This window comes from Mycetocola miduiensis, assembly GCF_900115155.1.
Classification (GTDB): Bacteria; Actinomycetota; Actinomycetes; order Actinomycetales; family Microbacteriaceae; genus Mycetocola_A; species Mycetocola_A miduiensis.
Genome location: NZ_FOVM01000005.1, coordinates 237,933 through 262,931, shown reverse-complemented (window position 1 = coordinate 262,931; position 24,999 = coordinate 237,933). Strand labels below are relative to the sequence as shown.

The window sequence follows — 24,999 nt, the reverse complement described above, 5'->3', positions numbered from 1 at the left end:
ACTCTCTTACGTCGATGTGAGTACGACAGCGACATCCGTGGGAAGCGCTGCCAGATCCGTCTTCCAGCCTAATCCCATTCGGACAAGGCTGCGGCCCGGTTGCTGGATGGGTAGCGTGGACGTATGGAGTTCTACGGCGAGGCCCCGGCATTCGATCTCACCTACTCGGACGTGTTTCTCGTGCCTTCCCGGTCGCGTGTTTCCAGTCGGCTGGATGTCTCGCTCGCGCCAGGTGACGGCACGGGTGCGCACCTCCCGATCGTGTCGGCGAACATGAATTCGGTGACCGGCCCACGGCTCGCGGCGACCCTCGCCCGGCGCGGCGGACTCGGTGTGCTCCCGCAGGACATGCCGCTGCAACGACTGGATGCCGCGATCCGCTGGGTCAAGGACCGACCGGTGGCGTTCGACATCCCCGTGGAGCTCCCGGCGGAGGCCACCGTCGCCGATGCGCTCTCCCTCCTTCCTGCGCTTCCGGGGCACGGCATCGTGCTCACCGGCGCTGACGGCTCGTACATCGCCTGCCTGCCCGCAACCGAGCTGGAACAGGCGGACCCGGCGGACCTGCTCGGGGAGCTGGCGCATCGGAGCCTCCCGTCGATCGACGCGGAGGACGTCAGCGACGCTCGTGTCGCCTTCGACCTGCTCGTCGCCGCTGACCTCGAATTCGCGCCGGTGCTGCAGCATGGCCGGCTCGTGGGCACGATCAGCCGCACGTCTGCGCTGCGGTCCACGCTGTACACTCCATCGGTCGACGCATCCGGTCGCCTGCTCGTGGCCGCAGCCATCGGCATCAACGGAGACGTGGCCGCCAAAGCGAAGGCCCTCGCGGCAGCAGGCGTCGACACGCTTGTGCTCGATACGGCGCACGGCCACCAGGCGGGCATGATGCGGGCACTGTCGATCGTCAAGGGTCTCGGGCTCGGCATCCCGCTCGTCGCCGGCAACGTCGTCACCGCCGCGGGCGTGACCGACCTCGTCGCCGCGGGCGCCGACATCATCAAGGTGGGTGTCGGCCCGGGTGCGATGTGCACGACGCGCATGATGACCGCCGTCGGACGTCCGCAATTCTCGGCCGTCCTCGAAACCGCTGAGGCCGCCAGCGACCTCGGCGCCCACGTCTGGGCAGATGGCGGCGTGCGGTATCCGCGGGACGTGGCGCTCGCGCTCGCCGCAGGGGCGGCTTCCGTCATGGTCGGGTCGTGGTTCGCCGGTACGATCGAGGCCCCAGGCACCCTGAACGCGGATGCCTCCGGCCGTCTCTACAAGGAAAGCTGGGGGATGGCGTCGACGAAGGCCGTGCAGGAACGGTTCGGCCGGCTTGACCCGTACGAACTGGCTCGGAAGACGCTCTTCGCGGAGGGCATCTCGTCGTCGAAGATCTACCTCGACCCGTCGCGCCCGTCGCTCGAGGACCTGCTCGACATGATCACCTCGGGTGTTCGGTCGTCGTTCACTTATGCCGGTGCCGCCTCGCTCGCGGAGTTCCGCGAGCGTGCGCTGGTCGGGCTGCAGTCCGCGTCGGGCTACGACGAGGGTAAGGCACTGCCCGTCTCCTGGTGAGCGATTGCCCGCGCGGGTGTTTTTGTGCGGCGCGGGCGTTATTGCACCCGCGCTTGCCCCATTCACCCGCGCGACCGCGGAAGCCCCGCGCGCAGGAGGATGTTCACCATGCGCGACGGCGGGTAGAGGTCGGCGGGTTCCCACCGCGACATCCCGCGGACGAGGCGCCTCAGGCGGTTCTCGCGGTTCTTCTCGGCAATGACTACGTCGACGGGGGTGCGTCCGCGTAGGTAGGCTGGATCCCGGTACTTCCCTCGGCCGTCGCACTCGCCGGCATGGTCGAACTCGCGCCAGTAGAAGTCCGTCTGGGCGACGAAGCCTTCTGCATCGACAAAGGTCTCCTGGAGGGTTGGGACCGGAAAGCCCGCCAGATGAATCTGCACCCGGCTGTGGGATTCCTCAGGAGAATCGGAGAGGTCGGTAGAGAAGTCCGCCGCAAGCTGTGCCCGGCGCCAGCCACGCTTCCCTTCGGCGGCCGCGCACCGATCCAGGATTGCCGCCCTGGTCGTCAGCGCCCCGCCCGTGCGCTTGCGATGTAATGCCGAGTCCATCGTCACAACCGCATCGGCGAAGGGGAGCATCCGCGCGAGATCGACCACCGTCTGGGCGGGGGAGGTCACCGTGAGGTCGCCGAGTACGACGACATCGACATCGTCCAGCCCGGTGCAGTGGCGTCTCAGCCATCCGTCGGAGCGACCTCCCGACGCGCGCTCGAGAGTCACGTCGACAGTGCTCGGCCAGTTCCCGAGCATACGGATGCCATGAAGGGCGGCCGCAGCGTGGTGCGAGAAGACGACGGGGGTGCGGAGTCGCCTGGCGGTCGCAAGCACTGCCATCCGATGACGCGCGAGGGCGTCGAGCGATTGCCAGGTGCCTTGCTCGACAAAGCTGCCGGGTGCGACGCGCACCAGCCGCCCGTGGCGCAGTTGCTGCCTGATTGCCTGATCCTCACCGATGGCGACGAGGTCGCGACGCCGTATGAAGTCCGCGTGCTGAAAGGCGTCCATGCCGACCAGCATCCGCCCTGCCGCTCTCCTGCAGCGGTATCCCATCGGGCGAGTGGAGAGTTCGTGGCGATGCCACCTGTGGGGAGGGATTGTGCGTTGCGCCTCGTGGAGCGAGCACCCCAAGCCCACGGGGGTGTTCTTGCCGGGCGCGGGCGTTATTACACCCGCGCAGTGCCCAAACACCCGCGCGAGCGAACGGAGGGCGCCGTGCGCCGGGACCCGCAGTGCACTCCCATCGTCGACGCGTATACTTGGGCGCACAATGGACGACCCCCCACCTGCCAGATCGCCCGAAGCCCACCAACCCGTCCCGGCGGGAGTGAACTCATGTCCGAGTTAGTACTCCTCGCTGCTGGACTTGCCCTCACCGTGGGGACAGGCCTGTTCGTCGCCAGTGAGTTCGCGCTGGTCAATCTCGACAGGTCTGAGCTCGAAGCCCGCCAGGCCAGAGGCGAAACCCGCCTCGGCATGACGATCGCCGCGCTCAAGATCACCTCGACGCACCTCTCGAGCGCACAACTGGGGATCACCCTCACGACCCTGCTCACCGGGTACACGATGGAGCCAGCGATCAGCTCGCTGCTCCGCGCCCCCCTCCTCGCCCTCGGCCTGCCCGACGCCGCGGTGACACCGATCGCGGTGACCATCGCCGTCGTCGTCGCCACCCTGCTGTCGATGATCATCGGTGAGCTCGTCCCCAAGAACTTCGCGCTCGCGCTCCCCGTCGCCACCGCAAAACTGGTGATCCCGTTCCAGACGGTGTTCACCACGGTGTTCAAACCGGCGGTGAGCCTGCTCAACGGCAGCGCCAACGGCATCCTCCGCTCGATGGGCATTGAGCCGAAAGAAGAGCTGTCAGGCGCCCGCACCGCAGAGGAGCTGTCGAGCCTCGTTCGGAGGAGCGCCGGGGCCGGGACGCTGGAGAGCGACACCGCCACCCTGCTGAACCGCACCCTGGTGTTCGCCAACCACACAGCGGCGGACGTGATGACCCCGCGACCGCGGGTCGAGTCGGTGCGCCGCAACGCAACCGCGCAGGACGTCATCGAACTCGCCCGCACCACCGGTTACTCCCGCTTCCCGGTGATCGACGAGGACGCCGATGACGTGGTCGGCCTCGTGCACGTCAAGCAGGCGATCGCCGTTCCCCGCGAGAAACGGGCGGATGTCCCGGTGTCGGCACTGCAGTACGACATCGTCCGGGTGCCGGAAACCATGCGCCTCGACGCCTTGCTCGAAGAACTCAGGGGCCGCGGCTACCAGATGGCGGTCGTCGTGGACGAATACGGCGGAACCGCGGGAATCGCCACGCTCGAAGACCTCGTCGAAGAACTCGTCGGTGAAGTCGCCGACGAGCACGACCGAACGCGGGCTGGCGTCGTCAAGACGCTCGACTCGATCGTATTTCCCGGAAGCCTCCGCCCCGACGAGCTCCTCGAACGCACATCCATCTCGGTCCCGGAGAACGGTCCGTACGACACCGTCGCCGGTTTCGTGATGAGCGAGCTCGGACGGCTGCCCGTCGTCGGCGACGAAGTCCCGATCGACACCGGCACGCTGAAGGTGGAGCGCCTCGACGGGCGCCGCATCGACCGCATCCGCTTCACCCCCCACCCCGCCGAGGAGGGCGACGATCATGAGTGACTGGGCCGGAATCGCCTGGCTGTTCGTCCTGCTGGCAGGCAACGCATTCTTCGTCGGCGCCGAGTTCGCGGTCATCTCGGCCAAACGCTCGCAGATCGAGCCCCTCGCCGAGCAAGGCAAACGCAGCGCCATCACCGCACTCTGGGCGATGGAGCACGCAACCCTCATGCTCGCCACGAGCCAATTGGGTATCACCGTCTGCTCGCTGCTGATCCTGAACGTCTCCGAACCGGCCATCCACCACCTGCTGGAGGTTCCGCTCGGCCTCACCGGTATCCCGGAGGAAGCCATCGGGACGATCGCCTTCATCATCACGCTGCTCCTGGTGTCGTACCTTCACGTCGTGTTCGGCGAGATGGTGCCCAAGAACCTGTCGTTCTCGGTTCCGGATAAGGCCGTCCTGTTCCTCGCGCCCCCGCTGGTCTTCGTCGCACGCGTGTTCAAGCCGGTGATCTGGTCGTTGAATGCCGTGGCGAACGGTGTGCTGCGCCTGTTCGGGGTCGAACCGAAGGACGAAGCGACATCGACCTTCACGCTCGACGAAGTCGCCAACATCGTCAACCAGTCAACGAAGGAGGGGCTGCTGCTCGACTCCACGGGAGCGCTGCTTGCGGCGTTCGAGTTCACCAACAAAAAGGTGCTCGACGTCGCCATCCCCGTCGACCACCTGGTGACGCTGCCGTACGACACCACCCCGGAGCAGGTGGAACGGGCCGTCGCCAAGTACGGTTTCTCGCGGTACGTGGTCGTCGACCGGGACGGGCTCCCCTGCGGGTACCTGCACCTCAAGGACGTCCTGCGGCTCGAGTCGTCGGCCGAGCCCGGCGACGAGAACAAGCCGGTGCCGGCGAAGCGGATCCGGCAACTGGTGTCGATCTTCCAGGACACCGACCTCGAGGACGCCCTCGCCATCATGCGCCGATCTGGCGCCCACCTGGCCCGGGCCTTCAACACCGAGGGCGAAACCACCGGCGTGCTCTTCCTGGAGGACATCATCGAAGAGCTGGTCGGCGAAGTGCAGGATGCCACGCAGCGTCGCTGACCAGGACGGCCGGGCCGAGGCGGTTGCTCAGTCCCCGCGGGGATACGGGGCACGCCGATAGGCGCCCGGGACGAGGTCGTCGATCCCGGACATCGCGGCGGCGCGCAAAGCAAAGTGCGGGTCGCGGAGCGCCTCACGGGCGATCATCACGGCATCCGCACGTCCTGAACGCACGATGTCGTCTGCCTGGGCTGGGTCGGAGATGAGGCCGACGGCCGACACCGGCACCTGCCCCGCGTTCCGGACGTGGGCCGCGAACGGGACCTGGTAACCGGGGGAGAGCGGAATCTTGACCCCGGCGACAGCACCGCCGGTGGAGATGTCGAAGAAGTCGGCGCCGGCATCCGCTGCCCACCGCGCGACGGCTGCCGTGTCGGCCTCGTTCCAGCCGCCATCTGACCAGTCGGTGGCGGAGAACCGGACGACGAGCGCCGTGTCGCCGAGCACGGCGCGGACCGCTTCGACGACACGAAGGAGAAACCGCGCCCGGTTCTCCAGCGACCCTCCGTAACGGTCGGTCCGTGTGTTCACGAGCGGGGAGAGGAACTGGTGAAGCAGGTAGCCGTGGGCGGCGTGGATCTCGACGACGTCGAAACCGGCGCGCACCGATCGCGCAGCGGCGTCGGCGAATGCCGTGACGATGCGATCGATACCGTTCTCGTCGAGCGCGACCGGTGCGGCGAAGCCATCGAACGGCTCATCCGTCGGACCGACGGCCGTCCAGCCGCCGCCCGAGGGTGGGACCGTTCCCCGACGGTCACTGCCCCACGCCGGGAACGTAGACCCTTTGCGGCCAGCATGGCCGAGCTGAATCCCCGCGGCGGCGCCCTGCGACCGGACAAACGCGGCGATGCGACTCCACGCGTCGGCCTGCTGATCGGTCCAGATGCCCGTGTCGCGTGGCGAGATCCTGCCCTCAGGCGTCACCGCCGTGGCCTCGGTGAAGACCAGTCCCGCCCCGCCGATCGCGAACTGGCCGAGGTGCACGAGGTGCCAGTCGGTCGGTATCCCGTCTTCGGCGAACACGGAGTACTGGCACATCGGGGCGATCCACAGGCGGTTGCGCACCGTAAGGGTCCGCAGGGTGATCGGGTCAAACAATCCAGGCATTTCGCTCCTCATCGGCAACTTCAACCTATCGTGATGCCATGGAGAATATTTCCGGAGCGCAATGGATGCCGTGGGCTGAGCACGATGCAGCGGCGATGATCGCCATCCCTACCGCCGTCAGTGACAAATACAGCCGCGGGGTACTGGGCGTCGTCACCGGGTCAAGCGCCTACCCCGGCGCCGCCGTGCTCGGGGTGGAAGCGGCAGCGAGGACGGGCGTCGGGATGATCCGTTACCTCGGCGACGCCACCGACCCCGTCCTTGCCCGCCGCCCCGAGGTCGTCTCGGCCCCCGGCCGCGTTCAGGCCTGGCTGATCGGGTCAGGCACCGACGCGCAGGACCTTGGGCTGCTCGGCGCCCTGTTCTCCGACGCGCTCGCCTCGGTCGAGCCGGTCGTCGCCGACGCCGGCGCCCTGGAGAGTGTCGCACTGGCCCCGCGCCGCGGAGTCATCGTCACACCGCATTTCCGTGAGCTCGCGCGGATGCTTGCGGCAACCGGGACGTCTGTCGATGTGGACGACATCGCCGCTGCTCCCGGGCGCTGGGCGATTTGGGCCGCGAACCAGCTTGGCGTGACGGTGCTGCTCAAGGGCTCGACGACATGGATCGCCGAACCGGACGGCCCCCACCTCTCGGTTTCCGTCGCCCCGCCCTGGACCGCGACGGCGGGCGCAGGCGATGTCCTCGCCGGCATCCTCGGCGCACTCCTCGCCACCCATTCAGCCGCGGCGACGGAACCGGGGATGCTTGCCAGGCTCGCGGCGTCTGCTGCGGTGATCCATGGCCTCGCAGCGTCGATCGCATCGAGGGGTGGGCCGATCGTCGCCCTCGACATCGCCGAACGGGTGCCGGACGCCGTGCGCCGCCTGCTCGGAGCCGTCCGCGCGTAAAAGCCGTTTCACAGCCAGCTCACAGCCGTCGCAACGCAGAGCTGATGACTCGCGCGCTAGCGTTGCCGAACGGCACGAATAGCGGTGCCGTCCCGGAAAAGAGGCAGGCAATGCAGATTCGGTCCAGACAGAACGTCGCAGCGGCACTCGCGGGGATCGCCATGGTCGGCACACTGGCCGGGTGCTCCGGCGCAGGCTCGGCGTCGACCGCCCCGCAGGAGTCCCCATCTGGGTCCGACGGCAACGCAGCCGAGCAACCGTCGACCGGGACCGAGTATCAGGACGGGGAGTACACCGCCGTCGGGAGCTACATCTCGCCCGGTGGGCCGGAGTCGGTCACGGTCACACTCACCTTGCAGGACAACACCGTCACGGCACTGGAGGTGACGGGCTCGGGAGGCACACCGAATGCGAAGAAGTTCCAGGGCGAATTCATCGACGGGATCGACGAGGTCGTCGTCGGCAGGAACATCGATGAACTCAACGTGTCGAAGGTGTCCGGCTCTTCGCTGACCAGTGGCGGATTCAACGAGGGCCTGGACCAGATCCGGGACGATGCCAGCTGAGGTGGCTGCGACCCCGCTGGTCTTCGAGGCCATCGGCACCCGTTGGCAGATCGACTCGACGGACCCCATCGGCGCCTCGCTTGCCCGGGCGATCCTCGACCGGATCTCCGGCTTTGACCGGACCTGGTCACGGTTCCGCTCCGACTCCGTCGTCGCCGACATCGCCCGCGAAGCCGGGAGCCAGGACCTCGGGGTGGACTCCCCGCCTCTCTTCGCCCTCTACGCACGGCTCGCGGATGCCACGGACGGTGCGGTGTCTCCGTTCGTCGGGAACGCACTCAATCACCTCGGCTACGACGCCTCATACTCGATGCGGGAACGGGACGAACCCCGGGCGGGCGCGCCGGACTGGGAATCCACAGCACGACTTGAAGGCACGGTGCTGCACACCACGGCCCCCGTGACCATCGACATCGGGGCGGCGGGGAAGGGTTACCTCGTCGACCTCGTGGCCGGACTCCTCACCGAGGCGGGCCACACGGGCTTCACCGTCGACGCCTCCGGTGACATCGCCCATCGGGGTGCGCCCATCCGCGTCGCCCTCGAGCATCCGTACGATCCCACCCGGGCCATCGGCGTCGTCACCCTGACGGGTGGCGCCCTGTGCGCGTCGGCCACCAACCGCAGGGCTTGGGGCGACGGTCTGCACCATGTCATCGACGGGCGGACCGGCTCACCGATCGAGGACATCGTCGCCACGTGGGCACTTGCCGCCGACACGGCGACAGCGGATGGCGTCGCGACCGCGCTGTTCTTCTCGCCGTCCGCCGACCTCGCTGTGTCCTTTGCCGCCGAAGGTGTCCGGGTGTTCAGCGACGGGCGGATCGAACGTTCTCCCGGATTCGGTGGTGAGCTGTTCCGATGAAAAGCCGATTCGACACGGCCATCGGCCGCGTGACCATGTACCGCCTGGTCAGCATCCTGCTCGGAATCCTCGTGGCGGTCAGTTACGTTCTCTCGGTCGTCGGCGTCCTGTTCTTCAATCCCCTTGAACTTACGGCTGGACTCGTCGTCGCCACCGGCGTCAGCGTGCTCTCCAACCGGCTCGTCGCTGGGCTGTTCCGCGTTTCGCCTCACACCGAGTCGGCGTTGATCACCGGGCTCCTGCTGTTTTTCATCATGCGGCCGAGCATCGAACCGCTTGAGCTCGCGGCGACCGCCGTCGCCGCGCTCGTGGCGACCCTGTCGAAGTACCTTGTCGCGGTACGTCGCCGGCATATCTTCAACCCGACAGCGTTCGGCGTCGTGGTCGTCGGCGCCACAGGTTTGGGTGTGTCGTGGTGGTGGGTCGGCAGCAGCGCCCTCCTGCCGGCCGTCGCGATCGCGGCGTTCCTCGTCCTCTACCGCACCCGCCGCTTCGCCCTCGCCGCGGTGTTCATCGTCGTCAGCGTGGTCACGATCGTGCTGCAACTCCTCGCCGCCGGGATGCCTGCAGCCGCGGCCCTCGCGACACCGTTCACGTCGTATCCGGTGGTGTTCTTCGCGGCCTTCATGCTCACCGAGCCACTCACGCTGCCGCCCAGACGTTGGCAGCAACTCACCGAGGCAGGCATCGTCGGCCTGCTCTTCGCCCTGCCGTACAGCCTCGGCCCGCTGTACGCGACACCCGAACTCGCCCTCGTCGTCGGCAACCTGCTCGCCTTTGCCGTGGGCCAGCGCCGCGGCATCCGCCTGGTGCTCGAATCCCGGCTCCGGCTGAGCCCGACCATCGTCGAACTGTGGTTCCGTCCGGTCGCTCCCCTGCGTTACGCAGCCGGGCAGTACCTGGAATTGTCGGTGCCTCACCCGCATCCCGATTCACGGGGGAGCCGGCGCATGTTCAGCATCGTCACTGCGCCCGAGGATCCCATGGTCGCCATCGCGTACCGGGAGCATGAGCCAGGCAGCAGTTTCAAAGCCGCCCTCGCCCGCCTCGAACCCGGGGCGGTCGTCCGAGCCACCGGCATCTGGGGCGATTTCACGCTCCCGGCGGATGCCACGAAACCACTGGTCCTCGTCGCGGCCGGCATCGGCATCACCCCGTTCCTCAGCCAGCTCAACGACCTGCGCCGCGCGGAGGAGCAGCGCGACGTGGTCCTCGTCTACGCGGTGTCAAGCGCGAGGGAGATCGCCCACCGGACCGAGCTGGTAGAGATCGGGGTGACGGTGTTCCTCGCCGCCCCTGAACCCCCGGACGTTCTGCCCGAAGGCTGGACCTACCTCGGCGCTGGGCGGCTCACCGGCGAACGGCTGAGAGCAGCGATTCCCGATCTGCCCGAGCGGACCGCCCTGATCTCCGGGCCGCCGGGGCTCGTCGACGCGTTGCGGCCGGCGTTCGGGAGGCGGGCGAAGACCGACTACTTCTCCGGGTACTGACCAGGGCACACCCCCCTAGGATGAGACCGGTGAGGATGAGGCCGGGAATAATGGAGCCGCGAATCAGACGAATCGGCTTCTGGGCGGCTTTCGTCGTCGTGCACGCCGCTCTCGCCTGGATCTGCCTCGGCCTACCAGGGACCGGCATCGGCGAGTACGCCGTCGGCCTTCCGCTCGGCGATGTCACGCTGGTCTACCAGCACTGGATCGAGCAGGCGCTCGCGGGCGGACCGATCATCGGAATCGACCGACCCTGGGTGTATCCCATCGCAGCGATCGTTCCGATGTTCGCCGCCATGGGACTCGGGCCCGACCTGTACGGCCCGGCGTGGCTCTCGCTGGTGACGATCCTCAACGCCGCCGGTTTCGCCGTGCTCCTCGGTCCCCGACCGTCGAAGCGACGGGAACGAGCAGCCTGGTGGTGGCTTGCCTTCACCGCGTTGCTCGGCCCGATCGCGCTGGCGAGGATCGACGCCGTGACGGTGCCGATAGCGGTCGTCGCCCTGCTGCTCGTGGCGCGGCATCCGCATGTCGCCGGTGTTCTGCTTGCGATTGCCACCTGGATCAAGGTGTGGCCGGCGGCGCTGATCGCCGCAGTGCTGGTGTCGAGTCGGTCGCGGGTGGCCGTGCTTCTCGCCGGCGCCGCCACGAGTGCCGCCATCGCCGTTCTCGTGTACGTGCTCGGCGGGGGTGCGTACCTGTTCAGCTTCGTCGGAGAGCAAACTGGTCGTGGGCTGCAGATCGAAGCGCCGGTTGCGACCCCGTACCTGTGGCTCGCGTCGGCGCAGGAGCCGGGCAGCTACATCTATTACGACCGGCAGATCCTCACCTTCCAGGTCACCGGTCCTGGTACGGCGGGCGTGATCACCCTGATGACGCCGCTCCTCGCGGTCGCCGTTCTGGGGACGGTGCTGGCGGGCGTGCTGTCACGCCGGCGCGGAGCATCCGTCGTGCGCCTGTTCCCGTCGCTCGCTCTCGCGCTCGTCCTCGTGTTCATCGTCGTCAACAAGGTCGGGTCGCCCCAGTTCCATACCTGGCTGATCGCACCGGTGATCATCGGCTTGGTCTACCGGGGCAGGGCATTCGCCTGGCCGGCCGGTATCGCGCTCGCCCTGGCCGGGCTCACCCAGGCCGTGTACCCGTACCTCTATGGCGGCCTGCTGTCGGCGTCACCGGCGATGGTGTTCCTCCTCACCGTGCGCAACGCAGGGCTGTTCGTCTTGCTCGCGTGGGCGCTCGTCGACGTGTGGAAGGCCGGCTCCGAGACCGGTCAGTCCTCGCCGAGGGCTGCTTCGAGCCGGTCGACCTTGCCGGTCAGCTCACCCGAGTAACCGGGCCGGATGTCAGCCTTCAGAACGAGGGACACCCGGGAACCGTACCGTCCGACGGCGTCGGTCGCGCGACGGATCACGTCGAACACTTCGTCCCAGTCGCCTTCGATCGTCGTGAACATCGCGTCGGTGTGGTTGGGCAACCCGGATTCACGGACGATGCGCACGGCAGCGGCGACGGCGTCGTGAACGGATGCATCGGCACGGCCGGTGCCGGATGGAGCGACTGAGAAGGAGACGAGCATGCGCCTATTCTCCCACCGCACCATGGAGGGCGGGTAGCCCGGGACCGCTCAGTCGAGGATGATGCCGTCGAGGATTGCCCGCTTGCGCAACGCGACCTTCGTACCGACGTCGAAGCCGGAGGCGCGGTACTTCTCGCGGATGCGCTTGAGGTAGCTCTTCGCCGTCTCCTCGGAGATTCCGAGTTCGTAGGCAACCGATTTGACCGGCTCGCCAGCCGCGTACAGTGCCATGACCCGACGTTCCTGGGCGCTGAGCTTCGGTGAGCCCGTCGTTGTGGCATTGAGAGCGATGTCGAGTTCGTTGGAGATGAACGACTCACCGATGTATGCGGCCCGGATCGCCTCGACGATCATCGTCGGGTCTTCGGTTTTCACCAGGTAGCCGAGCGCGCCGGATGCGAGCGCTTCGCGAACGACGGCAGGGTCGGAGTACGTGCTCATCAGGACCGTCTTCACACCGGTCGTCTTGAGTATCGACAGTTTCAGTGAGACGGGGATGTTGTCTTTGAGGTCGAGGTCGAGGAGGACGACATCGACGGGGAACTCCGAGTGGGTGAGCAACTCGGGCCAGGTGGGCACCGCTGCGACCATTCGAATGTCGCTGGCGGCTCCGCGGATCCACTCCGTCAACGCCCCAAGAAGCATCTTGTGATCGTCGACGATGGCGAGACGGATCGGGCTTTCCACGCTGGTCATCTATCGTTCTCCTCTGTGAGTCCTCGGTTATTGATCGATCGGACTATCGACCGCGCACTCGATGACGACCATGAGGGCCCCCGTCGTCGTTGTATCAACATAGCGTCCCGTGCGGCCTAAATGCTGCCATGTGGCGGGTTCCACGTCGACGCGTCGCATGCCGCGGGCCTCGATCTCGATGGGGAATCGCACCCGGGGGCGTCCTGTCGATGCCACAGGAGCTGACGGACCGAAGGTCACGACGGCATGCCTCGTCGTGCGCTGTTCGCCGTACATGAGGAGCCAGAGCGCCGACAGGAGGCCATCTCGCTGGCGCTGGTCAAGGAGCGCGGCAAGCGCTTCGTCGTCACGGAGCTCGACCGAAACCGACAGGAAGTCCGACTCAGCGATGGCATGGTGCAGCCAGGTGTGGCGCCGGCCGGCGATGAGGTGGCGCCGAAGCACCGTGGAAAGTTCACCGGCCCGGTGGGCGCGGTCGGGTTCGAGGGGGAGGGGCTCGCGCCCGGAGGAGATGTCGTCGAACAACTGCTCGACCTCGAGGTCCACCTGCGCGAGTTCCTCAGACTCGAGCATGCTCACCCCGAATGCGGGCGCCATGACGGTGCTCTGGATGAGCACGCGGTCGAGGGCCATGAGCACCATACGGCGGTACGACGCGACGAGGATGCACGCGATGAGCGGGGGCATCACGGCGAGCGTGGTCAGCAGGACTTCCGCCCCGACGTAGAGCGGATCGACATCCGGTCGGCTCAGGAACGTCACGACGAGGGCGGCTCCGAGGACGCCTGAGCTGATGGCGACGTCGCGCACCGAACGCAGCGTGACGGTACCCAGGAGCACACCTCCCGCGGCGATCGCCGCGGTCGGGTAGACGTTGTCGCTGCCTGCGTGCCACACCGCGGCCAGGTCGAGCGCGACAACGACGGCGAGGCTGCCGAGAAGGAAGGAGAAGGTGAGGTTTCCGAGGAGGTAACCACTTGCGCGCACCGCGATGATCGAGAAAACGGATGCCGCGAGGAGCAACAGCCAGGAACTCGCGTTGAGCAGCGGATTCGGAAGGTCGCCCAGGGAGAACAGGAACCGCAAGAACGAGTGCAGGACCACCATGCTGCCCGCGACGGCCAGTGAGGTGCCCAGCTGGCTCGTGCCCAGCGTCGCCCGTGCCGATGCGACGCGGTCGGGTCGTTCGGTCACGCGGTTCATTTCGGCATCTCCAGGACGACGGTCGTGCCCGCACTCGGGGCGCTGAAGACGCGGACGCTCCCGCCCGCATCGCGAACGCGCGCGACGACGGAGTCGGCGAAGCCGAGTTTTCCGTCGGGGACGGTCGCCGGGTCGAAGCCGCTGCCGGCATCCGTCACCACCCCGCGAACCATCTCACCGTCGTCGCTCAGGGTGACGTGAGCTTCGTTCACGCCTGAGTGCCGTCGCACATTCTCGAGGCATTCCGACAGAGCGAGGATGAACGCCTCAAGCTTCGTTCCGGGCAGGCCGATCTGGCCTGATCCGTGCCATTCGATGTCGAGGCCCATCGAACCGAACCGCCCTTTGAGGGCTTCGAGTGTTCCACCGAGCGAGAGCTCGGCGGTGTTGGTCAGGGTGTATTCACCGGATGAGCGGGGCTGCGGCGTTTCGCCGAGGCGCAGCCGTTTGAGGAGGAGCCCGTCGGATTCGGCCTGGGCACGCATGGACTCCGCCGGTACGCCGACTCCGGAGTGGGCGAGGAGGGTGAGGGTTGCGAGGACCGTGTCGTGAAGCAGGCGCGCGTCGCGGTGCCGTTGCGCCTCGGTCTCGCTTGCACGCCGTTCGACGTTGTGTGCCCGGCCGATGCTCGAAACCCTCCGCATCACGCGCGGGAAACTCGACCGGAGCCAGATGCCGAACAGGGTCGAGATCGCCCAGCCCGTGACGATGGAGAGAAGTATGGAACCGGTTCGGGGTTCGCTGGCGCGGGTGAGCAGGAGGATGTAGGCGATGGTAGAGGCGAGTGCGCCGAGGAGGACGAGCACCTGGCCCCACGACGACACCAGAATGGTGGCCATTGAGCCGATTCCCCACGCGCCGATGGCGGAGATGGCGCCAGTCGTGGCGATGTTGAGCTGCCCATTCGCCGGCATGTAGATACCGGCGATCAGCGAGAGCCCGAGCGAGAAGGCGAGGACCATCCAGAGCGGATGCGGGCGGTGGGTCATCAGGAGCTGGGTCGCGGTCAGCGCGGCGAGGAGGCTCGAGCAGGCGACGGCGTTCGAGAGGGTCATCGCTCCCGGCAACCAGATGCAGATCGCGGCGACGGCGGCGCCGGTGACCCCGAACAGCCGGGTCGTGCGGTACAGAAGCCTCGCCAGCTGCCAGGAGAACCGGTCCCGCTCCTCCGCACTCAGACGGGACGGGCTCATGACGTTCCCCGCAGGCCGCAGCCCGAGTCGTCGCCACAGCCGATCATGTCGAGAAGTCTAGGGTTCCTGAGGTCAGGAGACCCAGGCGGCTCGCCGGTCTGCGGTGTCGAGCAACCGCCTCAGGTGCGCACTCACGGCATCCGCTTCGATCAGGAAGCCGTCGTGGCCGAAGTCCGAGGTGATGACGGCGGGAACGTCGCCGTCGATGTTCGAACGGATGCCTCGCGCGATCGTCTCCTGCCCCTCCAGCGGGAACAACCGGTCTGAATCGATGCCGAGGACGAGGGTTGCGGCGCTCACGCGGGCAAGCGCCGCGTCGATTCCGCCCCTGCCGCGCCCGATGTCGTGGGAGTTCATGGCCTCGACGAGCGTGATGTAACTGTTGGCGTCGAACCGACGGGTGAACTTGTTGCCGTGGAAGTCGATGTACGACTCGATGGCGTACTTGCCGCCGTCGCCGAGGGGGCTGATCGCCGATTGCCAGGTGCGGCCGAACCGGGCGTTGAGCTCCGACGGGCTGCGGTAGTTGAGCAGCGCCATCCGCCGCGCGAGGGCAAGCCCACGGTGCGGGCCGTTGCCGTCCTGGGCGTCGTAATAGTGACCGCCGGCGAACAGCGGGTCCATCCGGATTGCTTCGATCTGTACCGAGTTGAGCGCGACCTGGTCAGCGGTGGTGTGCGGGGGAGCGGCGAGGACCGCGAGCCGCTCGACCCGGTCGGGGTAGCCGACCGCCCATTCCAGGGCGTGCATGCCGCCGACGGACCCGCCGACGACAGCGGCCCAGCGGTCGATGCCGAGCAGGTCTGCGAACTGTACCTGAGCTCGGACCTGATCTCGGATGGTCGTGTACGGGAACCGTGTCGCCCACTCGTACCCGTCGGGGGCGAACGACGCGGGGCCGGTGGAGCCCTGGCAGCCGCCGAGCATGTTGGGTGTGACGACGAACCACACGTCGGTATCGATGGCGAGGCCCGGGCCGACGATGCTGCTCCACCAGCCGGCGGTCGCGTGACCGCGGCCGGCGTCGCCGGTCACATGACTGTCACCGGTGAGGGCATGGGTGATGAGGACGGCGTTGTCCTTCTCGGGATTGAGCGTGCCGAGGGTCTCATAGGCGAGACGGACGTGGGGAAGGTGGCCGCCCGATTCGAAGTCGAAAGCGCCGAGGTCCGCGAACAGGCGCTCGCCGGCGGGGTCGCCGTCGCGCCAGGCGCCCGTCGCCGGGGGTTTACCGAGCACCTGCCTGGCCAGCTCCTCGGTGATGAAGCTGGACGGAACCGTGTCTTCGGGGGTCTGCCAGTCCATGCATCCATTGTGTCGGCTCCTGCACGCCCGGTGGGCAGTGTTACGACGGGCTCGGTTGCCTCGGAATGTTGGGCGCGGGTGGAGGCGGGGTACCCGTTGCTCGGTCGGGACGGGTTGCTCGCGGGCGGAATCTTCATCCATTCGCGACCGAGCAGCGACTTCAACAACCATTGGTGACCGAGCAAGCGCCCATCCAGCCGGTCGCACGCGTCAGCGAGAGGATGCCGGCTCGGCCAGCCGGGCGATGCGCCTGCGTGCGGCATCCTCCGAGGTGGACGACGAGCCGAGGATCCGACGGACGGCGCCGAGCACCAGACCCGTCGCGGCTATCACAGGAAGCCGGGAACGGCGCAGCCCGAGCAGCTCCCGATACTCCCGCGGGATAGATGCGACAGCACCGGCGAACATCACGCGGTACGCGGGCATGATCGACCGGCGAAGCGGAGGGTTGCGGATGAAACGCACAGCCTCGGCGACTCGCTCGTCGTATTGCAGGATGCCGTCACGCCGGTACGCGTCGAGGGCGTCGGTGAGTTCGGCCGCCGACCGCGGAGGGTCGACGACCCCGACGAGTTCGCCCGCCTGCGCCCATTCTCGGACGTAGGCGTCGGCGCCACCCGGGATGGGGTCACCCCAGAGCGTGTGGCAGGCGAGGAACGAATCGGTGAAGACGATGTGCACCCAGGACAGCAGGTTCGGGTCGCCAGCGGAATACGGATGGATGGCGCCGGTCGTGTCGGTGTACGTACCGGCGACTCGCTGATGAAAGGTTCCGACCCGGGCGGATTCACGGCGGGCAGTCGCCGTGTCGGCGAATGTGACGGTGACGAGCCACTGGATGGTCCCGGACAGACGGCCGAGGGGATCCTCGCGGTACCTCGACCAGTCGTGGACGCCGGCCATCGCACCCGGGTGAAGCGTCTGCAGGAGGAGAGCACGGATGCCGGCGACCATGGTCGCGAGTCCGCCGTGCACGGCCCATGAGGCGGAACCGGGGCCGAAGAAGCCCGCGTCAGAGCCCTCCTCGATGCGGTCCACCCAGCGCGGTCTGCCGTCGCTGGAACCGGACAGGGTGCTGAGAAGGTGGGACCGCCACACGTCGGTGAGCGTACTCATCCACCGAGGGTAACCCGCGAAAACACCTGTGGCGGCCCCTTGCGGGACCGCCACAGGAGAGTGACAGCTAGCCGCGGGCGGCGACGACCACCGCGCGCGCTGCTGCGAGTCCCTGTTCGAGGTCGGCCTTGAGGTCGGCGACGTTCTCGAGACCGACGGAGAGGCGTACCAGCCCGGGTGTGACACCCGTTGTGAGCTGCTGCTCCGGGGTCAGTTGCGAGTGTGTCGTCGACGCCGGGTGGATGACGAGTGAACGCACATCGCCGATGTTGGCGAGGTGGGAGAACAGACTCAGCGTGTTCACGAGTTCACGTCCGGCGTCGACGCCGCCCTTGAGCTCGAACGACAGCACGGCGCCGACACCCTTGGGGGCGTACTTGTTGGCGGCCGCATACCAGGGGCTCGACGGAAGCCCCGAGTAGTTGACGCTTGCGATGTCGGGGTGGGCGTCGAGCCACTCGGCGATCTCCTGCGCGTTCTGCACGTGGCGTTCGATCCGGAGCGACAGGGTTTCGATGCCCTGGATGAGCTGCCAGGCGCTCGCCGGGGCGATCGCCGATCCGAGGTCACGGAGCAACTGCACCCGAGCCTTGATGATGTAGGCGAGCGCGTCACCCACCGCTGTCGTGTAGCTCGCGCCATGGTACGACGGATCGGGCTCGGTAAGGCCGGGGAACTTCTCGACGTTCTTCGACCACTCGAAGGTGCCGCCGTCGACGATCACACCGCCGATGACAGTGCCGTGACCGCCGAGGAACTTCGTCGCGGAGTGAACGATGATGTCTGCGCCGTGCTCGAACGGGCGGATCAGGTACGGGGTCGCAATCGTGTTGTCGACGATGAGCGGGATGCCGGCTTCGTGGGCGATGCTCGACACCAGCGAGACGTCGAGGATGTTGATGCGCGGGTTGCCGATGGTCTCGGCGAAGAACGCCTTCGTGTTCGGACGGATCGCCCGGTGCCACTCGTCGGCGTCATCCTGGTCTTCGACGAACGTCGTCTCGATTCCGAGCTTCGCGAGCGTGTACTTGAACAGGTTGTACGTGCCGCCGTAGATCGACGACGACGAGACGATGTGGTCGCCGGCCTGCGCGATGTTGAGGATCGAGAAGGTCGACGCGGCCTGGCCGGACGCGAGCAGGAGGGCGCCGGTGCCCCCTTCGAGCGCGGCGATGCGCTCCTCGACGACGGCCTGGGTCGGGTTCTGGATGCGGGTGTAGATGTTGCCGAACTCGGCAAGCGCGAAGAGGTTCTTTGCGTGGTCTGCGCTGTCGAACACGTAACTGGTCGTCTGGTAGATCGGGGTCGCGCGCGCCTTGGTGGTCGGGTCCGGGGCGGCGCCCGAGTGGATTTGCTTGGTTTCGAACTGCCAGGCGGGGTTGGAATCGGCCATGATAGCCCCCTCGTTTTCTCAATCGGGTGGAAGATAACGGATGCTCGTTCCTTCGAGACTAGGCACAGAGCGAAAGCGAGACAACGCCGTTCGCAATAGAACGTAATGGCGTCGCCCTAGGCTGAAGCCATGAGTGCACAACGCGTAATCGTGACCGGAGCGAGCTCAGGGATCGGAGCCGCAACCGTGCGGCTGTTCCGGTCGCGAGGCTGGGACGTGGTCGGCGTCGCTCGGCGGGCGGACAGGCTGGAAGCGCTCGCCGCTGAGACCGGAGCGCAGGTGGTCACCGCCGACCTGACAGTGCAGGCCGACGTCGACGCCCTGCGGGACGTCGTCGCGGCATCCGGCGGGGCGAACGCCCTCATCTGTAACGCCGGTGGCGCGTTCGGCATGCACTCGGTCGAAGCAGGAGACCCCGACGACTGGGCCCGCATGTTCGACATCAACGTGCTCGGGACGAAACGAGTCATCTCAGCCCTGCTGCCAATTCTGCGCCAGGCGGATGCCGCGTCGATCGTCGGCATTACGTCGATCGCCGGCACGGTGGCGTACGAGGGCGGCGGTGGCTACAACGCGGCGAAGTTCGCCCAGCGGGCACTGCTGCAGGTTCTCCGGCTTGAACTGGCCGGCGAGCCGATCCGGGTGATCGAGGTCGCTCCGGGCATGGTGCACACGGAGGAATTCTCACTGGTCCGGTTCGGCGGTGACCAGGCGAAAGCGGATGCCGTGTACGACGACGTCCGCAATCCGCTCAGCGCTGAGGACATCGCCGAGACCATCGTTCACGCCGTCGAACTGCCCGCGCACATCAACCTTGATTCGATCACCGTGAAACCGGTGGCACAGGCAGCGCCGCACAAGGTCATGCGCGGCGATCTGATGATGAAGGCCTGAGCATGAACGGCGCTCGCTCCGGCGGCAACATGAACGCGGTCTCCCGGGTGGGGAACACGGTTCGACGCCAGGCCGGCCCGTGGACGCCGACGGTGCACCGTTACCTCCGGTACCTGGCGCGCAACGGCGTTGACTGGGCGCCGACGCCGATCGGGAGCGAGGCGGAGACCGAAATCCTGAGCTATGTCGAGGGGATGGTGCCGGAGTACCCTTTGCCGGCCTGGGTCTGGGACGAAGCCGTCCTCGTCGACGGCGCCAGGATGCTGCGGCAGCTCCACGACGCGTCGATCGGGTTCGGCATCGACGACGCTGTGTGGCAGTCGCCGACGAAAATCCCCTCCGAGGTCGTCTGCCACAACGACTTCGCGCCGCACAACCTCGCGTTTAACGGTGAGGGGCGAATCACCGGCGCCATCGACTTCGACATGTGCTCACCGGGGCCGCGGATCTGGGACATCGCGTATTTCGCGACAAGGGCGTGCCCGCTGACGGCACTGCCGCCAGACGGCGCGCCTGGCCCTGAAGATGCACGCGGTCGCATCCAACTTCTCCTTCGCGAGTACGGGTCGGATGCCTCCTGGAAGGACGTGGTCAGAGTCGCGGTGACACGGCTTCTCAACCTCGCCGAGTTCTCGGTCGAGAAGGCGGATGAGCTGTTCAAACCGCACCTGCGAGCTGAAGCAGTGGCGTACGAGCGTGACGCGAAGTACCTGGCCGGCTGGCTCTAGGTCGACGTCTGCGTAGCCGATGCGCCGTTTTTGTGAGCGGCCCGGCGTCACGTAATGTGTGTTCGCGTCACTTCCCTTCGAATGACACGGGCACACTGAACAAGCCATTGTTCTGCGGCGGGAGAATCCCGCAGCCATGCACAGGTGCCGTTGAAGTACCCCTCACACACCGAATCCTGGCGCCGACGCGCCACCAGAACGATTGAGTTCCCATGGCGGTCCAGAGCATTTCGTCAACACGTGTCGACGCCCCTCACCTCGAACGGCAGCTGAGCAACCGGCACATCCAGCTCATCGCCATCGGCGGGGCCATCGGCACGGGACTCTTCATGGGTTCAGGCAAGACGATCTCGGCGGCCGGTCCTTCGGTCATTTTCGTCTACATGATCATCGGCTTCATGCTGTTCTTCGTCATGCGGGCTATGGGTGAACTGCTGCTGAGCAACCTGAACTACAAATCGTTCAGCGATTTCGCGGCCGACCTCCTCGGGCCGTGGGCCGGGTTCTTCACCGGCTGGACCTACTGGTTCTGCTGGGTGATCACCGGAATAGCCGACGTGATCGCGATCGCAGGCTACTCGCAGGAACTCTGGCCTGGGCTCCCGCTGTGGATCCCCGGCCTCGCGACGGTGGGCATCCTGCTGTTGCTGAACCTGGCCACCGTCCGGGCGTTCGGCGAGACCGAATTCTGGTTTGCGCTAATCAAAATCATCGCCATCGCGGCCCTGATCGTTGTGGGCATGTTCATGATCTTCAGCGGATTCAGCTCTGACGCCGGACCCGCAACGTTCAGCAACCTGTGGAGTCACGGAGGATTCTTCCCGAACGAGTTCATGGGCTTCGTCGCCGGTTTCCAGATCGCCGTTTTCGCGTTCGTCGGTATCGAGCTCGTTGGCACAACGGCAGCAGAAGCCAAGGATCCCGAGAAGAATCTGCCCAAGGCCATCAATGCCATCCCGATCCGCGTGCTGCTCTTCTACGTGGGCGCCCTCATCATCCTGATGTCGGTCACGCCGTGGACGCAGTTCGAGTCCGGCCGCAGCCCCTTCATCGCCATGTTCTCCCTCGCGGGGCTCGGTGCGGCCGCAACGGTGGTCAACCTCGTGGTGCTGAGCTCAGCCATGTCCTCGGCCAACTCCGGCATCTACTCCACGTCGCGCATGGTGTACGGCCTGGCGAAGGAGGGCGACGCCCCGGCCAGGTTCGCCGCGCTCTCCCGGCGCAAGGTGCCGCAGAACGCGCTCTTCCTTTCGTGCGTCCTTCTGCTCTCCGGAGTCGTCCTGATGTACGCGGGCCAGGACATCGGCAAGGCATTCGAGATGGTCACCACCGTGTCCGCCGTCTGCTTCATCTTCGTGTGGTCGATGATCCTCGCGAGCTACCTCTCCTTCCGGAAGCGCCGGGCAGAGCTTCACGAGCGGTCCGCGTACCGGATGCCGGGCGGCATCCCCATGGTGTGGGCCGTCTTCGCCTTCTTCGCGTTCGTGCTGTGGGCGCTGACAACGCAACCGGACACTTTTCTGGCGCTGCTTGTCACGCCGGTCTGGTTTGTCCTGCTCGGCATCGGATGGCTGGTCCTCCGCCGCCGTCCCTCCCACCTCGCCCGTTACGCGAGCTTCCAGCGTGACCTGCAGACGGAGGCAGCCGAACGGTAGCCACCGCGGGTCAGAACGGAGTGATCCCGTAGACCGGCACGTCCGGAGCCAGCAGAGCCCGCAGCGTGCAGACGGCGCCGGGTGAGTGCTCGACGAGCTGCCCGCCTGCGGCGAGGCTGAGAGGGTCGGCGCCGCCGAGATAAAGGGAGCCGAGCACCCAGACGTCGAGATCCAGGTCGGGCGAGGCATCGTCGTCTCTGGTGACCGTTGCGCCGGCATCCGTCACCGTGAGCTGGAACACCCCTGACGCGTGGCCGAGCGAATCGACGATGCGGAGGATGAGCCGTCCGGTCGACGAGTACGGACGGGCTTCGAGTGCGGCTATCGGGTCGAGAATGCGGAGCCACAGCCAGTCTTCGACGGCTCTGACCTGGAGAAGACGCGGGTTCTCGAGCGCCCAGGACAGCGGCTCGTCGAGTCTGCCCTGTTTCCAGGTGACTGTTTCGGTGAGGTCGATCGAGGCAAGGTAGTGCCAGAGCCCCAGCGCGGCATTGTCATCGGCGGCCACAAAGTCGAGCAGTTTCACGGTCCGCAGGTCGCCGGTGACCCGGTAGGAGACATACCCGTCTATGACGCCTTCGTCGTCATAGTGCGCGGCGGCGCGCACGCTGCGGTCCTCCTGCCCGTCGGAATCCGCGATCCCTGAAACGTGGTGCCAGATGCCGACGTGGCGATCGACCGACCCGGTCTGTCCGGCGTGAAACCGGGCGAAAACCCGCGGACCGATATCGGTGAGCGCTCGCGCTTCGATCTGGTCACAGCTGCCGCGAGGAACCGTCAGGAGACGGAAGCGTGCGTCGGTCGACACTTCGATGTCGCGGGTCCACGCCGCTGGTCCGAAACCGAAGCGGCGGTATATCGTCGCCTCGGATGCGGTCAACGCGGCAATCGCGAAACCCTCGGCAGCGGCGACAGCCAGGTTGTCGGTCATCATCCGGCGCAGCAACCCGCGGCGGCGGTGGGTGGGGCGGACGGTGACCGAGGAGATGAGGTGCGCCGGCAGCATCCGCCCACCGCCGACGTTGAGCGTCTTCGGGAACGACGCGAACGTGGCGACGGGGTACTCAGCAGGCAGGGATGCTTCCTGGCGGGAGCGGGCGTACGTGCCGGCAAGGGTCTGGCCGTCGGTGACGAGGCCAGACGAGACCCGCGCGAGTGAGGTTTCGGTGAACCTCTTGGCGTGGAAGCCCCTGGCATCGGCTTGCAGCCAGCCGCGGGTCTCCTGGTTGACGTCGGTGCCTGATGGCAGGAAGCGGCGGAATTCGTATGCGTCGTCGATAGATGTCACGCCGAAACCCTACGCCGAAGGGTGACGAGAACGACAGCGCCGACGAGGAGTCCCCAGAATGCACTCCCGACGCCGATAACCACGATGCCTGAGGCGACGACGAGGAAGGTCGCGATCGCCGCAACACGGGAGGACGGGTCCTCAAGTGCGCCCGTCAGTGAGGTGATCAATGCTCCGAGCACGGCGAGTCCGGCGACGGCTGTGATGATGATCGGTGGTGACGCGGCGACGAGCGCCGTCGCGACACCTGCTCCGAGGCCGAGGAGCAGGTAGACGATGCCCGCGGTGAACGAGGCAACCCAGCGCTTGTTCCTGTCCGGGTGTGCTTCAGGGCTGGCCATGAGCGCCGCCGTGATGGCCGCGAGGTTGATGACGTGGCCGCCGAACAACGCCCCGAGGCCCGACGCCGCCCCCGAGCCGATGAGCGCGACGCGGGTAGGAGTTGTATAGCCGAACGTCGACAGGACGACGACTCCTGGCACGTTCTGCCCCGCCATCGTGACGACGAAGAGCGGTATGCCGAGGCTGAGGACCACCGCCGGGTCGAACGCTGGGGCGACGAAGGTCAGTTGTGGCGCGATCGTGGCTGACCGCAGCCAGTCGGTGCCAGCGGACAGCGCGATGGCGACGCCGGCGACAGCCATGGCCCCTGGCACCGCCCACCGAGGCGCCCAGCGGTAGAGCACCAACCAGGTGACGACGATCGGCAGGCCGAGAAGAGGCAGTTCGACCGAGGCCTGGATCGGCGCCAGGCAGATCGGAAAGAGGATGCCGGCCAGCATGGCGGATGCCAGGGGCTTCGGAATGCGGGTGATCGCGTTGGCGAGGGACGGCCACAGTCCGCAGAGCACGATGAGCAGCGCACAGACGAGGAACGCTCCGACCGCCGACGCGAAGCTCGTCGATCCCGTTCCCGCGGCGAGGAGGAGAGCGGCGCCCGGGGTGGACCAGGCGAACGAAAGCGGGATCCGAAGCAGCCAGGTCAGCACAACGCTGATGCCGCCGACGGCGAGGCAGAGCGCCAGAAGCCCGGATGCTGCCTGGTCGTCCGTTGCGCCGACCGCCTGGAGCCCGGCGATGACGAGGGCGAATGATGTGGCGAAGCCGGTGATGGCCGCGACGATGCCGGCGGAGATGGGCTGGAGAATGTCGAAGTCCTTCAGGGGTGGCGGGCGGCGACCGGCCAGCCGCAGCTCATTTTGGCGGCGAAGTTCCGTCAGCGCAATCCCGACGCCAACGCGCGTCCGGGCTGTAGCGTGACTGCATGACCAACCCGACAACGGAACTGCCGGCATCCTTCCCCCCAGAGCGGGAGGTTCTCGGCTGGGAAGAGTTCGGAGAGGCGTCTCGCGAACTCGCGGTGAAGGTCGTTGAATCCGGCTTCCACCCCGACATCGTCGTCGCTGTCGCCCGCGGCGGTCTGCTGCTCGCCGGATCGGTCGCGTATGCACTCGGAACCAGGAACTGCGGAAGCATCAATGTCGAGTTCTACACCGACGTCGATGAACGGCTCCCCGAGCCGGTGTTGCATCCGCCGCTGCTTGACGCCCCAGCCCTCAACGGTAAGAACGTGCTCCTCGTCGACGACGTCTCAGACTCTGGCCGAACGCTCGCGATGGTGGTCGAGCTGTTGGAGGAGCACGGCGCGACGGTCCGCACTCTGACGCTCTACCGGAAGCCCCGGACAATCCTCGTCCCCGATTACATCTGGCGGGATACGGACCGGTGGATCACCTTTCCGTGGTCGGCGTTGGCGCCTCTTCTGGCACCGTAGG

23 protein-coding genes are annotated in these 24,999 nt (G+C 67.0%); 12 read left to right on the top strand and 11 right to left on the bottom strand.

The window, feature by feature from the left end; translation table 11 throughout:
- Positions 1-123: 123 nt before the first annotated feature.
- Positions 124-1,563, top strand: a complete 1,440-nt coding sequence (gene guaB1 / locus BM197_RS10300; protein ID WP_090711147.1) for a GMP reductase — start codon at positions 124-126, stop codon at positions 1,561-1,563.
- Between the two features lie 62 nt (positions 1,564-1,625).
- Here the strand turns inward: guaB1 and BM197_RS10295 are convergent, their stop codons facing one another.
- Complete coding sequence (locus tag BM197_RS10295; protein ID WP_143095052.1) at positions 1,626-2,570, bottom strand: hypothetical protein; 945 nt, start codon at positions 2,568-2,570, stop codon at positions 1,626-1,628.
- Positions 2,571-2,897: 327 nt separating this feature from the next.
- Here BM197_RS10295 and BM197_RS10290 point away from each other — a divergent pair, with 327 nt between their 5' ends.
- Positions 2,898-4,214: a hemolysin family protein gene (locus tag BM197_RS10290; RefSeq protein ID WP_090711143.1), complete on the top strand. Its 1,317-nt coding sequence runs from the start codon at positions 2,898-2,900 to the stop codon at positions 4,212-4,214.
- Positions 4,207-5,256, top strand: a complete 1,050-nt coding sequence (locus BM197_RS10285; RefSeq protein ID WP_090711141.1) for a hemolysin family protein — start codon at positions 4,207-4,209, stop codon at positions 5,254-5,256. Before BM197_RS10290 ends, BM197_RS10285 begins: the two co-directional genes overlap by 8 nt.
- A 27-nt stretch (positions 5,257-5,283) precedes the next feature.
- Here BM197_RS10285 and BM197_RS10280 read toward each other — a convergent pair whose 3' ends face one another.
- The gene (locus BM197_RS10280) at positions 5,284-6,366 is read right to left on the bottom strand and encodes an NADH:flavin oxidoreductase/NADH oxidase (RefSeq protein WP_090711139.1); all 1,083 of its coding nucleotides are present in this window, start codon (positions 6,364-6,366) and stop codon (positions 5,284-5,286) included.
- A 38-nt stretch (positions 6,367-6,404) separates the two neighbouring features.
- Between BM197_RS10280 and BM197_RS10275 the strand changes: the two genes are divergently transcribed.
- The 5 genes from BM197_RS10275 to BM197_RS10255 all read left to right on the top strand — a co-directional run bounded on the left by BM197_RS10275 (position 6,405) and on the right by BM197_RS10255 (position 11,508).
- Positions 6,405-7,256, top strand: coding sequence for an ADP-dependent NAD(P)H-hydrate dehydratase (locus tag BM197_RS10275; protein WP_245762489.1), 852 nt, complete (start codon positions 6,405-6,407; stop codon positions 7,254-7,256).
- A 110-nt stretch (positions 7,257-7,366) separates the two neighbouring features.
- Positions 7,367-7,822, top strand: a complete 456-nt coding sequence (locus BM197_RS10270; protein ID WP_090711135.1) for an FMN-binding protein — start codon at positions 7,367-7,369, stop codon at positions 7,820-7,822.
- Complete coding sequence (locus tag BM197_RS10265) at positions 7,812-8,687, top strand: FAD:protein FMN transferase (protein ID WP_090711133.1); 876 nt, start codon at positions 7,812-7,814, stop codon at positions 8,685-8,687. Before BM197_RS10270 ends, BM197_RS10265 begins: the two co-directional genes overlap by 11 nt.
- Positions 8,684-10,177: a ferredoxin--NADP reductase gene (locus BM197_RS10260; RefSeq protein WP_090711131.1), complete on the top strand. Its 1,494-nt coding sequence runs from the start codon at positions 8,684-8,686 to the stop codon at positions 10,175-10,177. The genes BM197_RS10265 and BM197_RS10260 overlap by 4 nt, the downstream gene beginning before the upstream one ends.
- Before the next feature lie 50 nt (positions 10,178-10,227).
- Complete coding sequence (locus tag BM197_RS10255) at positions 10,228-11,508, top strand: glycosyltransferase 87 family protein (protein WP_090711130.1); 1,281 nt, start codon at positions 10,228-10,230, stop codon at positions 11,506-11,508.
- Here the strand turns inward: BM197_RS10255 and BM197_RS10250 are convergent.
- The 7 genes from BM197_RS10250 to BM197_RS10220 form a co-directional block, all read right to left on the bottom strand.
- Positions 11,448-11,753: a thiamine-binding protein gene (locus BM197_RS10250; protein WP_090711128.1), complete on the bottom strand. Its 306-nt coding sequence runs from the start codon at positions 11,751-11,753 to the stop codon at positions 11,448-11,450. The genes BM197_RS10255 and BM197_RS10250 overlap by 61 nt on opposite strands.
- A 48-nt stretch (positions 11,754-11,801) precedes the next feature.
- Complete coding sequence (locus tag BM197_RS10245; protein WP_090711126.1) at positions 11,802-12,449, bottom strand: response regulator transcription factor; 648 nt, start codon at positions 12,447-12,449, stop codon at positions 11,802-11,804.
- Positions 12,450-12,476: 27 nt separating this feature from the next.
- Entirely contained in the window at positions 12,477-13,643 is a 1,167-nt protein-coding gene (locus BM197_RS10240) for a hypothetical protein (protein ID WP_143095051.1), read from the bottom strand.
- Positions 13,644-13,648: 5 nt separating this feature from the next.
- The gene (locus BM197_RS10235) at positions 13,649-14,845 is read right to left on the bottom strand and encodes a sensor histidine kinase (RefSeq protein ID WP_090711122.1); all 1,197 of its coding nucleotides are present in this window, start codon (positions 14,843-14,845) and stop codon (positions 13,649-13,651) included.
- Between the two features lie 72 nt (positions 14,846-14,917).
- Positions 14,918-16,150, bottom strand: coding sequence for a homoserine O-acetyltransferase MetX (gene metX / locus BM197_RS10230; RefSeq protein ID WP_090711120.1), 1,233 nt, complete (start codon positions 16,148-16,150; stop codon positions 14,918-14,920).
- A gap of 210 nt (positions 16,151-16,360) precedes the next feature.
- A complete protein-coding gene (locus BM197_RS10225) occupies positions 16,361-17,266 on the bottom strand; it encodes an oxygenase MpaB family protein (RefSeq protein ID WP_090711118.1) in 906 nt (301 codons plus the stop codon).
- 67 nt (positions 17,267-17,333) lie between these two features.
- Positions 17,334-18,659, bottom strand: coding sequence for a bifunctional o-acetylhomoserine/o-acetylserine sulfhydrylase (locus BM197_RS10220; protein WP_090711115.1), 1,326 nt, complete (start codon positions 18,657-18,659; stop codon positions 17,334-17,336).
- 129 nt (positions 18,660-18,788) lie between these two features.
- Between BM197_RS10220 and BM197_RS10215 the strand changes: the two genes are divergently transcribed.
- The 3 genes from BM197_RS10215 to BM197_RS10205 all read left to right on the top strand — a co-directional run bounded on the left by BM197_RS10215 (position 18,789) and on the right by BM197_RS10205 (position 21,936).
- On the top strand, positions 18,789-19,553 hold the full coding sequence (locus BM197_RS10215) for an SDR family NAD(P)-dependent oxidoreductase (protein WP_090711112.1): 765 nt from the start codon (positions 18,789-18,791) through the stop codon (positions 19,551-19,553).
- 2 nt (positions 19,554-19,555) lie between these two features.
- Positions 19,556-20,281, top strand: a complete 726-nt coding sequence (locus BM197_RS10210; protein WP_090711110.1) for a phosphotransferase — start codon at positions 19,556-19,558, stop codon at positions 20,279-20,281.
- Between the two features lie 212 nt (positions 20,282-20,493).
- The gene (locus BM197_RS10205) at positions 20,494-21,936 is read left to right on the top strand and encodes an amino acid permease (RefSeq protein WP_090711108.1); all 1,443 of its coding nucleotides are present in this window, start codon (positions 20,494-20,496) and stop codon (positions 21,934-21,936) included.
- Between the two features lie 10 nt (positions 21,937-21,946).
- Here the strand turns inward: BM197_RS10205 and BM197_RS10200 are convergent, their stop codons facing one another.
- The gene (locus BM197_RS10200; protein WP_090711106.1) at positions 21,947-23,224 is read right to left on the bottom strand and encodes a GNAT family N-acetyltransferase; all 1,278 of its coding nucleotides are present in this window, start codon (positions 23,222-23,224) and stop codon (positions 21,947-21,949) included.
- Positions 23,221-24,504, bottom strand: a complete 1,284-nt coding sequence (locus BM197_RS10195; protein WP_245762488.1) for a benzoate/H(+) symporter BenE family transporter — start codon at positions 24,502-24,504, stop codon at positions 23,221-23,223. The genes BM197_RS10200 and BM197_RS10195 overlap by 4 nt, the downstream gene beginning before the upstream one ends.
- On the opposite strand from BM197_RS10195, the gene BM197_RS10190 reads away from it, so the two are divergent.
- Positions 24,489-24,998, top strand: a complete 510-nt coding sequence (locus BM197_RS10190) for a phosphoribosyltransferase (protein ID WP_090711229.1) — start codon at positions 24,489-24,491, stop codon at positions 24,996-24,998. The genes BM197_RS10195 and BM197_RS10190 overlap by 16 nt on opposite strands.
- Position 24,999: the final 1 nt, after the last annotated feature.

Bases quoted from the DNA above. Each gene is read 5' to 3' on its own strand.
- BM197_RS10225 (WP_090711118.1), bottom strand. From the start codon at position 17,266: ATGAGTACGCTCACCGACGTGTGGCGGTCCCACCTTCTCAGCACCCTG.
- BM197_RS10210 (WP_090711110.1), top strand. From the start codon at position 19,556: ATGAACGGCGCTCGCTCCGGCGGCAACATGAACGCGGTCTCCCGGGTG.
- BM197_RS10235 (WP_090711122.1), bottom strand. From the start codon at position 14,845: ATGAGCCCGTCCCGTCTGAGTGCGGAGGAGCGGGACCGGTTCTCCTGG.
- BM197_RS10285 (WP_090711141.1), top strand. From the start codon at position 4,207: ATGAGTGACTGGGCCGGAATCGCCTGGCTGTTCGTCCTGCTGGCAGGC.
- BM197_RS10205 (WP_090711108.1), top strand. From the start codon at position 20,494: ATGGCGGTCCAGAGCATTTCGTCAACACGTGTCGACGCCCCTCACCTC.
- BM197_RS10260 (WP_090711131.1), top strand. From the start codon at position 8,684: ATGAAAAGCCGATTCGACACGGCCATCGGCCGCGTGACCATGTACCGC.
- BM197_RS10275 (WP_245762489.1), top strand. From the start codon at position 6,405: ATGGAGAATATTTCCGGAGCGCAATGGATGCCGTGGGCTGAGCACGAT.
- BM197_RS10190 (WP_090711229.1), top strand. From the start codon at position 24,489: ATGACCAACCCGACAACGGAACTGCCGGCATCCTTCCCCCCAGAGCGG.
- BM197_RS10280 (WP_090711139.1), bottom strand. From the start codon at position 6,366: ATGCCTGGATTGTTTGACCCGATCACCCTGCGGACCCTTACGGTGCGC.
- BM197_RS10295 (WP_143095052.1), bottom strand. From the start codon at position 2,570: ATGGACGCCTTTCAGCACGCGGACTTCATACGGCGTCGCGACCTCGTC.
- BM197_RS10220 (WP_090711115.1), bottom strand. From the start codon at position 18,659: ATGGCCGATTCCAACCCCGCCTGGCAGTTCGAAACCAAGCAAATCCAC.
- BM197_RS10270 (WP_090711135.1), top strand. From the start codon at position 7,367: ATGCAGATTCGGTCCAGACAGAACGTCGCAGCGGCACTCGCGGGGATC.
- BM197_RS10245 (WP_090711126.1), bottom strand. From the start codon at position 12,449: ATGACCAGCGTGGAAAGCCCGATCCGTCTCGCCATCGTCGACGATCAC.
- BM197_RS10250 (WP_090711128.1), bottom strand. From the start codon at position 11,753: ATGCTCGTCTCCTTCTCAGTCGCTCCATCCGGCACCGGCCGTGCCGAT.
- guaB1 (WP_090711147.1), top strand. From the start codon at position 124: ATGGAGTTCTACGGCGAGGCCCCGGCATTCGATCTCACCTACTCGGAC.
- BM197_RS10255 (WP_090711130.1), top strand. From the start codon at position 10,228: ATGGAGCCGCGAATCAGACGAATCGGCTTCTGGGCGGCTTTCGTCGTC.
- BM197_RS10290 (WP_090711143.1), top strand. From the start codon at position 2,898: ATGTCCGAGTTAGTACTCCTCGCTGCTGGACTTGCCCTCACCGTGGGG.
- BM197_RS10265 (WP_090711133.1), top strand. From the start codon at position 7,812: ATGCCAGCTGAGGTGGCTGCGACCCCGCTGGTCTTCGAGGCCATCGGC.
- metX (WP_090711120.1), bottom strand. From the start codon at position 16,150: ATGGACTGGCAGACCCCCGAAGACACGGTTCCGTCCAGCTTCATCACC.
- BM197_RS10215 (WP_090711112.1), top strand. From the start codon at position 18,789: ATGAGTGCACAACGCGTAATCGTGACCGGAGCGAGCTCAGGGATCGGA.